The organism is Amycolatopsis rhizosphaerae, from assembly GCF_007713715.1.
GTDB lineage: Bacteria > Actinomycetota > Actinomycetes > Mycobacteriales > Pseudonocardiaceae > Amycolatopsis_E > Amycolatopsis_E rhizosphaerae.
In genome coordinates this window covers 1-8,296 of sequence record NZ_VJWX01000320.1, presented here as the reverse complement: position 1 = coordinate 8,296, position 8,296 = coordinate 1, and the positions used below count along the sequence as shown (strand labels likewise).

Here is an 8,296-nt window from a genome sequence, read left to right as displayed (position 1 = left end):
ATGGGTGCCGTGAGGGGGGTCCCTCACGGCACCGCGCAGCCCTGCTTGCAGGCGGGTCACCGCGGAGAAAGGCGCCCTCGCACGGGCCGAACGTGACACTCTGGCTGCCGAACGTGGAACACAACCGCCGGAAGGTGGGACTCGCCCAGGCAAGGACCGACTTTGCCGGGGCCCTGGCCGATACGGCTGTGAGGGGACCCCTCACGGCGATTCGCGGCCCGTCACGTGCACGACGGCGGGTTCGGGGTGCATGAGGAAGTCGTGGTGACTGATGTTGTACGCGTAGGCCCCCGCCATCGCGAACAGCACCAGGTCACCGGCCGCCAGGCGGGGCAGCCGCACGTCCCGGGCGAGCACGTCCTTCGGCGTGCACAGTCTGCCGACGAAGGTGATGGGCTCGTCGGGCGCATCCTGACGCGGCCCCGGTTCCGCCGGTCCCGTTGTCCACTCCGGACCGGGCAGCGCCGCCAGCGGCTGGTCGTGCCCCTTGGCCGCCGGGGTCCGCAGATGGTGCGTGCCCCCGTCGCAGATCGCGAAACGGGCGCCGTGGCTGAGTTTGAGCTCCAGCACGCGCGTGGCGTACCAGCCGGAGTACGCGGTGAGGGACCGGCCCGGTTCGATGCGCACGCGACACGGAAGGCCGGTGGCCGCCCGTGCGAGACGGCGGGCGTAGGCGGGCCAGTCGAACAGCGGACCGGGACGCCGGTAGTCCACCCCCATGCCGCCGCCCACGTTCACCTCGCGCAGCCGGAGCCCGTGCCGCCGGGCGAACCCCGCGGCCCAGGCCAGCACGGTCTCGGCGACGACGGCCGCCGCCGTGGCGTCGAGCCCGCTGGCGAGGTGGGCGTGGACGCCGAGGACGCGGACGCCGGTCAGGTGGTCCAGTTCCCGGGCCGCCGCCTCCGCCTCGGCGGGGTCCATCCCGAAGGGGCTCGGCAATCCGCCCATGGTGAGCGCCGCGTCCCCGGGTACCGCGGCGGGGATGTTGACCCGGAGCAGCACCTCCGCCACCCGGCCCGCGCGGCGGGCGAGGGCGTCGAGCCTGCGCAGTTCGTGCAGGCTTTCCACGTGGTAGCGCTCGACCCCGGCCGACAGCGCGGCGCACAGCTCCGCGTCGGACTTGGCGGGCCCGCCGAAGGCCACCGGCACCCCTGGCAGCTGGGCGCGGACGTGGGCGAGCTCGCCGCCGCTGGCCACCTCCAGCCCGTGCACGTGCCCGGCGATGGTGGCGAGCATCCCCGAGTCCGGATTCGCCTTGACCGCGTAGAGCAGTTCGACCGGGGTGCCGATGGACGCGGCGCCGAAGGCGGTCTTGATGGCGGCCAGGTGCCGGTCGAGGTGACCGAGGTCGTAGACGTAGGCGGGCAGGGCGGCCCGGCGGGCGGCGGCCACCACCGCGCCGGTGACCGGGGTGCCCTCGGGTGCCACCGTGGGCACGCCGATGTTCTCCACCGTGCCGGTCAACGCACGGCCTCCGCGAGCGAGCGGCCCAGCGGGTGGGCGAAGGGCACGTAACCCGCGTCGCGGTCGGCTCGCCGGTCCCAGCGGGTGTGCAGGTTCGCCTTCGCCGGCAGCGGGACCCCGTTCAGGAGCGCGCGCAGTCGCGGCGGGTGGCCGAGTTCGGCGCTGACCTCGGCCAGCAGGTCGGCGAGGGCCGCCCACAGCGTGTCTTCGAACCCCGGGACGGAGGGAACGAGATCGGCCAACGCCCCGGCGACCTCGGTGAGGTGGTTGACGAACAGGCAGTAGGCGATGCGCCGCCAGCCCCGTTCGGAGTCGTAGGCCAGTGCACGGGCCACTTCACCGGGCAGTCCGGCGAGCGTGGCGTGGTGGCGGGGCGTGAGCAGTTTGGTGCCTTCGAGGTCACGGGCGAGCACCGCGACCGGGAGCCGCCCGGGGTCGAGCACGACGAGAACGTTCTGCGGATGCGGTTCGAGCACCACACCGTGCACGGCCCACAGCCGGAGCACCGGCGGTACCAGCAGCGCGAGGTAGCGGGCCCACCACCTCGCCGCCCAGTCCGCGGGATCGACCTGGGCGGCGAGGTCGGCCAGCCGCGTCCGCGTGCCCGCGGGGTCGGGCCGCGCGGCGGCCAGGGTCGCGGCGAGGTGGATCTGCCCGCCGGGCGGGACGTGCTCGCCCAGCCCGTCCCGGACGATGGTGCCCAGCCCTTCCAGGAGTTGCCTGCGCTGGGCCCCCGTGCCGTAGCGCTCCGGGAGGGCGACGCCGCGCGCGGCCGGTTCCGCCAGCAGGCCGAACCCGGGGTGCCGCGCGGTCACCTCGGTCACGGGACCGGCGAGCAGCCCGGTCAGCGCCACCGCCCCGGCGAGTTCGTAGGCGGCGTTCTTGCGCAGGCAGTTGGTGATGCGCACGTGGAGGCTGGTCTTGAGGAAGAGATCGGCCTCGGGCTGGTAGAGGGTGCGCACACTGGCGGTCGGATGGAACGCGGGCCCGGCCGGGCCGAGATCGCGCACCGCGCCCTCGGCCAGCGCGGCCGAAAGCACCGGCCCCAGTTCGGGGTCCCTCGTCAGCAGTTCGTACTGCCACGGGTGCACCGGCACCGCGCGGTGCCCGTCCGGGAGCCGGGCCCCGCCCAGCAGGCGCGAAGTGGCCGCGTGGGCGTCGAAATCCCCGTGGTCGTGCACGAATTCGCCGGGCACGGCGAGCCACCGCAGGGGAAAGGCGGTGCGGGTTTCGGGCGCGTGGCCGCGCCAGTGCCCCCGGTCCCCCGAGCGCCACTTCGGCGCGGGGTGGCGGGGGTGGCCGTCGATCAGTCCCTGTTCGGAATCGAGGTAGGCCGACGCCGCCCCGGACACCGGCCGCGCCGGTGCCGTGGGCCGGGTGGCGAGGATGTCGGCGAGCGTGTCCCGGCTCGCGCGGATCTGCCCGGCGAACTCGTCGTTGACGGTTCCGGTGCGGGCGGCCAGTTCGGCCGCCGCGAGCTCGATCAGCGCGTCGAGGCCCAGCTCCGCCCAGTCCCCGCCGGGCAGGCGGCGCAGCACCGGACCGGCGAACCGATGGGCGTCCACTGTGGATCGTCTGGTCACCTCGGCGCGCAGCAGGACGTCGCGATGCGGCAGGCGCAGTGACAGCGTGCCCTCGCCGAGTTCCACCTGCCCTTCGGGGGCGGCGATTTCCCGGACCAGGCAGCCCAGGAGCGTGTGCGCCGACACCAGATCGGCTTGGGCGACGGCGGGCGTGACAAGCGCGGTTGCGGTCACGAAGAACTCCGTTCGGACGAGGCGGGAACGGTCCGGATCCCGGACCCCGCCAGGTAGTTGGGACCGGTCCGCAGGTAGTACTTGTTGATGTCGGTGCAGCCGAGCCGGTCCTTCGGCAGCAGGGTGCCCGCGGTGACCATGGCCTTGACCGGGAGGCGGTCGGCGTCGAGGACACGGGTCCGCAGCACCGCGGCCGCCCGCCGGGAGGCGGGGTCGGTGGGATCGCACCAGCGGCGGGCGGCTTCCTCGATCCGCGTGCGGGTGAGGTCGAACAGTTCGTCCCGGCGGCGCCGGTCCCCGCTCGTCTCCTCCACGACGAGCGCGGCGACGCACAGATGCAGCGTGATCGTGGTGAACAGGTCGGCCAGGTCCTCCGGAGCGGCCCCGGTGATCCGCCGGTCGGCGAAGTCCCTGGCCCGCACCGGGACGCCCAGCGCCGCCGACGCGTGGGCGCTGTCGACGCGACCGCTGTCGTTGTCCTTGTACACCAGGCGGATTCCCGCCGGTCCCTGCGCGATCGTGATGTTCTGCTGATGTGCTTCCAGCGCGATCCCGTAGCGCAGCCACAGCGCCACGTGCCAGTCCAGCAGCACCGAAAGGTAGCCGTCGAACCAGGAAAGCGGGTCGGCACCGGCGAGTCCGTCGAGCACGCGGCGGCCGGGGGTCTCGGGCTCGGGGGCGAGCAGCGCGGCGACCGGTACCAGGGTGTCCCCCGCGACCTCGGCCGGGTAGTGCCGGATCAGCACGGCCAGCCGGTCGTCGTCGCTGTCCGCCCACCGGGTTTCGTCGGCGAGCAGCACGCGCGCGGCCAGCCCCGGCTCGCGGTCGCGCACGGCGTTCAGCAGCCGGTGCAGGCGTTCCCCGTCGGCGAGGGTGCCGGGCTTGATGGTGCGCCGGTTCCGCTGCCCGAGTGTCGCGGTGGGCAGGGGAAGTTTCCAGTGGACGGAGGGATTCCCGGCCAGTGCCACGGTGCGCGTGGACAGGGTCGGCCGCACCGTGGGCCCGGGCGGCCCGGCGACCTCGATGCCGCCGCGGTCCGCGGTGAGCGGATGCACCGGCAGCACCACGTGGTCCTCGCCGGCACCGGCGACGCCGAGTTCGGCGGGAGCGGGCCACCAGGCGGGGAGGCCGTCGGCGAAGGATGCCGAAAGCCGCACTCGTTCCCGGGGCACCGCCGTCCAGCGCAGCCGGAACCGCGGCAGGTACTCGGGGGCGTACCGGGCCGCCTCCCCGGCGGTCATCCCCCAGCGGCACCGCCCGGCCGGATACACCGGATGGTCGCGCAGGGCCGCCAGCGCCTCGTAGCGCAGCAGCCCCGGGTAGCCGGTGCCCTCCCCCGCCGCCCGGCGGGCGGGCGCGGTCTCCTGCCATCGGACGGTTTCCCCGGCCTGACGGCATTCCTCCGCGAAGGCCGCCCAACCCGCTTCGGCGTCGGCGTCCCCTCCGGGCGCGAGCGCCGTCAGCGCACCCTCCACAGCGGATTCGATGTGGAGGGTGCCGCCGGGATCGGTGACCACCAGGAGGGGTTCCGCCACGGTGTGCTCGGACAGGAAGCCGTCCGGCCGCACCGGCAGGTGCGCCGTGCGGCCACCGGGCAGCGGCGCACACCACCAGGCGCCGCCCGGCAGGCCGTCCGCCGGCGCGGCGCCGGGTCTTCCCCGGCTGGACAGTCCGAGATGGTCTTCGCGGAGCAGCGCGGCGAGCACGCGGAGCAGCAGGTCCGGCTCGCTCATCCGGCCACCGTCCACACGTGCCGGGACACGAACTCGTCGACGGCCGCGGACACCGCTTCGGGCACGGGACCGATGGCGTGGACGACGGACAGGTAGTCGCGGTTGGTGCCGTGCAGGGGTGCGCTCACCCCCGGTTCCCGCAGCCGACGGTGCCCGAGGCGGATACCGCCGGGAAGCTCGTCGGCCAGGTCCGGCGGGGCCTCGGTGAGCATGCCAGCCCGGTCGGCGGCGAGATAGCGCACCCTGGCGTGACCGTCCACGGCGGACGGATCAGGCAACGCCCCCAGCGGCTCGCCGAGGTGCAGCCTGACGACCTGCTCGAACAGGTCAACGCCGAGCAGGTCCCCGCAGACGAACTCCATGGTGTCGCCGATGAGGCGGTAGTTCACCTCGATGACGCGGGCGCGATCGCCGTCGAGGACGAACTCGGTGTGGCAGGCGCCGAAACCGACGCCGAGCGCGGACAGCTGGGCGCGCAGGTGGCGTTCCGCCTGCCGGGGAAGGCACGGCGCCCAGTCGCGGCCGGTCTCGGTGAAGAACGGCGGCCGCCCCAGGCTCGTCCGCCAGGAGCCGAACCGGTGCAGGCGTTCTCCGTCGCCCAGGGTGTCGTAGGTGTGCAACTCCCCCGCCAGGTACTCCTCGGCGACCAGCGCGCAGGGTCCCCGGCGGCGGCGGATCGCCGCGGCCTGCGCGGCCAGTTCCGCGAGGTCGCCGACCAGCAGGACGTCCTCGCTCGCCACGCCTTCGCGGGGTTTGACGACCGCGGGGAACGGCAGTTTCGCGGCCACCTCGGCCGCGTCCTCACCCGGTCCGATCTCGACGCTCGCCACGGTGTCGACCCCGGCCGCCGCCAGCACGCGCCGGGTGAGCAGCTTGTTCTTGCACCGCATGGCGGCGCGCCAGTCCTTGCCCGGCAGCCCGAGCAGACCGGCCGCCAGCGCCGTGGCCGCCTGCAGGTGGTCGCTGTTGCTCAGCAACGCCGACGGCGCCCCGTACCGCTCCCCCAGCGCGAGCACCCGCCCGGCCACGGCCCCGGCGTCGGTGACCTCCGCTTCCACCACGGCGACGGGCGGGCAGGGGTGCCCCCGATACGCCGCGAGGTGCGCCGGCACGCGGTCGGTCAGCAGCACCACGGGCAGCCCGAGCCGGGCCGCCGCGGGCAGCAGTCCGTCGGTGACCGCCGTGGTCGGCTTCAGGGCGGTGAGATACAGGCACACAGGGGCGTCACCTCGGTCTTCCGACGGTAGTTTGGCAAGGCTTACCTAACTAGTCCGGCCGGAACCGGTCAAGCGATCTCGACCGTGGTCAGCAGCACGGGTGAATCCCCTTGATCAACTCGCCGTGCCCCAGTACATTCCCGTCCCCAGCTCGACCTGGCCCCGCGTCCACCAACCCGGGCCGTGACAGCACGTGAACACCGGCCGGGGCCGCGAATTCATCTCATTACGGAAATCGCCGGTTCCGCCTGCCGATTCCGCCTCCGCGTTCATTGTGGTCGGCACCAATGGGGTCTCGGCCGAACGGCGCCACGATGACCGCGCAGACATCCGCCGGATCGTACCTCCGGACGCGGGAACAACCATTGCTCCGATTACACAGAGTCGAGAGCATCCTCCTTCGATTAGGCCAAAAGAGAGAAGAGTGGCGGGCAAACAATAGGACTTCTATACTGGGCGAAATCGGTGCGAGCGACTTTCACATCGGGAATACTCTGGGGGGAGCAGAGGTGCGGCACGAACCAAGGCGGTTCGGATCATGATCCGGGGCGGCGACGCGGCCCGGGAACCGGACATCCGCACCACACCCGTCTACGCGGTTGCCGTGCGCTTCCGCCTCGGCGACCTCCTTCCCGGCACGACCCGCACCATCGGCCTGCGGGACCACGTCGTACACCAGGCACCATTACGCGAGGAAGACCTGCACCTGCTGCGACAGGGGCTTCTCAAGCAGCTGGAAACCTTCTGTGGCATCTCCTTTCACGGCGGACAGGCGGAGCGGATCACCACCCGCGACATCCTCCGCCACGTCGGGTGCGACGCCTGCCAGCTCCTCGCCGTCCCCGTCGTCCTCCTCTGACGGCGGTCACCGATCCCGGTTTCCCTGCTATGCTGCCAAAAACAAGGTCAACTCGTCAGAAATGCCATGGCGGCACGGTCTTCTGCCCTCTTCCACCTCACCTCGTGCCGCCACACAGCGCGAAGTGACGTGCCACGGCGGGGTTTTCCGTGCCCTCACCCTGGGGAGCAGATGCCGCAGCCGACCGATTCCCGAATCCTGCACGACTTTCTCGTCATCCACCGATGGCAATGGCCACTGCCCGTCGCCTACCTCTGCTACGCGGGCTGGGGAATCGCCTACGCGGCACCCGGTCTGGACCATATTCCTCTTCTCGCCACCGTCGCGGTGATCCTGGCGAACCTTTTCCTTTTCGCGTCGGGACTTGCGCTCAACACCATCGCCGACATCGACACCGACTCCCGGCACGGGGACAAGAACTACCTGACGAAAGCCGTATTCCGAGTGGGTGTGGTGCGCACACGACGATGGGTGACCGGGGAGATTGCGGCAGGACTGGCCTGCGCGGTTTCGTCCGCGTTCCTGACCGGGCGTCCTCTCGTCTTCGTGTACGCGGTGACGACCGCAATCCTGCATTGGTCGTACAACGTCGAGCCAGTGCGGCTGAAACACCGGGGTTTCCCGGGTGCGATCGCCTTCGGGGCCTGCTCGGCGGCCTTGCCTTGCCTGACGGCCTTCACCGCGGTGGCAGCCGGAGCCGGGCTTCCCGGGCTTCCCGTGCTGCTCGTGTTCCTCGGTCTCGGGGTGCTCAGCGGCGGCCGCACGGCGTGGTGGTCGGTGCCGGACGCCGAGGCCGACGCCGCGGCCGGCGCCGCGACGCCGACGGTCCGGCATGGCACCCGCCGCGCCGTCGGCCTGTCCTGCCTGATCATGCTCGCCGGGCTGGTCCTGATCGCCTCCGGCCTTCGCGCACTGTCCGGACCGCTGTGGGCGATCGCCGGCATCGCGCCTCACCTGCTCGTCCTGGCCTTCGCCGCTCGTCCACTCCTCGCGACCGAGCACGGCGATCTGCTGCCCAGTTCGGCCTGGTTGCGCACCCGGGGGCTCCCGCTCGTGACGCTCGGCGAAGTGGTCCTACTCGGCGTACCACTGGCTGCCGCGGCGCCGTGAGGCACCGGTGTCACCTGAATCGCGAACGAGATTCACTTCCGGGCCGGCGCCACCACCAGGGCTCCGGCAAAGTCGCGTGAGTGTTGGCCGTGAAGGGTCCCTTCACAGTCGAATCTACTGTGAAGGGACCCTTCACGGCGTCCATTCCCGCACCGC

Annotated in this window: 6 protein-coding genes; 2 read left to right on the top strand and 4 right to left on the bottom strand. The window is 72.4% G+C overall.

Features of this window, described 5'->3' with window-relative positions; genetic code table 11:
* Nucleotides 1-201: 201 nt before the first annotated feature.
* The 4 genes from FNH05_RS25790 to FNH05_RS25775 are packed head-to-tail and all read right to left on the bottom strand — an operon-like array spanning nucleotide 202 to nucleotide 6,171.
* Entirely contained in the window at nucleotides 202-1,464 is a 1,263-nt protein-coding gene (locus FNH05_RS25790) for an alanine racemase (protein ID WP_222426711.1), read from the bottom strand.
* Nucleotides 1,461-3,221, bottom strand: coding sequence for an IucA/IucC family protein (locus FNH05_RS25785; protein WP_144591302.1), 1,761 nt, complete (start codon nucleotides 3,219-3,221; stop codon nucleotides 1,461-1,463). Before FNH05_RS25785 ends, FNH05_RS25790 begins: the two co-directional genes overlap by 4 nt.
* Complete coding sequence (locus tag FNH05_RS25780; RefSeq protein WP_144591301.1) at nucleotides 3,218-4,954, bottom strand: IucA/IucC family protein; 1,737 nt, start codon at nucleotides 4,952-4,954, stop codon at nucleotides 3,218-3,220. Before FNH05_RS25780 ends, FNH05_RS25785 begins: the two co-directional genes overlap by 4 nt.
* Nucleotides 4,951-6,171: an ATP-grasp domain-containing protein gene (locus FNH05_RS25775; RefSeq protein WP_144591300.1), complete on the bottom strand. Its 1,221-nt coding sequence runs from the start codon at nucleotides 6,169-6,171 to the stop codon at nucleotides 4,951-4,953. Before FNH05_RS25775 ends, FNH05_RS25780 begins: the two co-directional genes overlap by 4 nt.
* A gap of 538 nt (nucleotides 6,172-6,709) precedes the next feature.
* Between FNH05_RS25775 and FNH05_RS25770 the strand changes: the two genes are divergently transcribed.
* Both FNH05_RS25770 and FNH05_RS25765 read left to right on the top strand, forming a co-directional pair.
* A complete protein-coding gene (locus FNH05_RS25770) occupies nucleotides 6,710-7,030 on the top strand; it encodes a hypothetical protein (protein ID WP_144591299.1) in 321 nt (106 codons plus the stop codon).
* A gap of 171 nt (nucleotides 7,031-7,201) precedes the next feature.
* Complete coding sequence (locus FNH05_RS25765; protein WP_186382737.1) at nucleotides 7,202-8,140, top strand: UbiA family prenyltransferase; 939 nt, start codon at nucleotides 7,202-7,204, stop codon at nucleotides 8,138-8,140.
* Nucleotides 8,141-8,296 lie beyond the last annotated feature (156 nt).

Excerpts from the sequence above, each read along its gene's own strand:
- FNH05_RS25770 (WP_144591299.1), top strand. The coding sequence starts at position 6,710 with ATGATCCGGGGCGGCGACGCGGCCCGGGAACCGGACATCCGCACCACA.
- FNH05_RS25765 (WP_186382737.1), top strand. The coding sequence starts at position 7,202 with ATGCCGCAGCCGACCGATTCCCGAATCCTGCACGACTTTCTCGTCATC.
- FNH05_RS25780 (WP_144591301.1), bottom strand. The coding sequence starts at position 4,954 with ATGAGCGAGCCGGACCTGCTGCTCCGCGTGCTCGCCGCGCTGCTCCGC.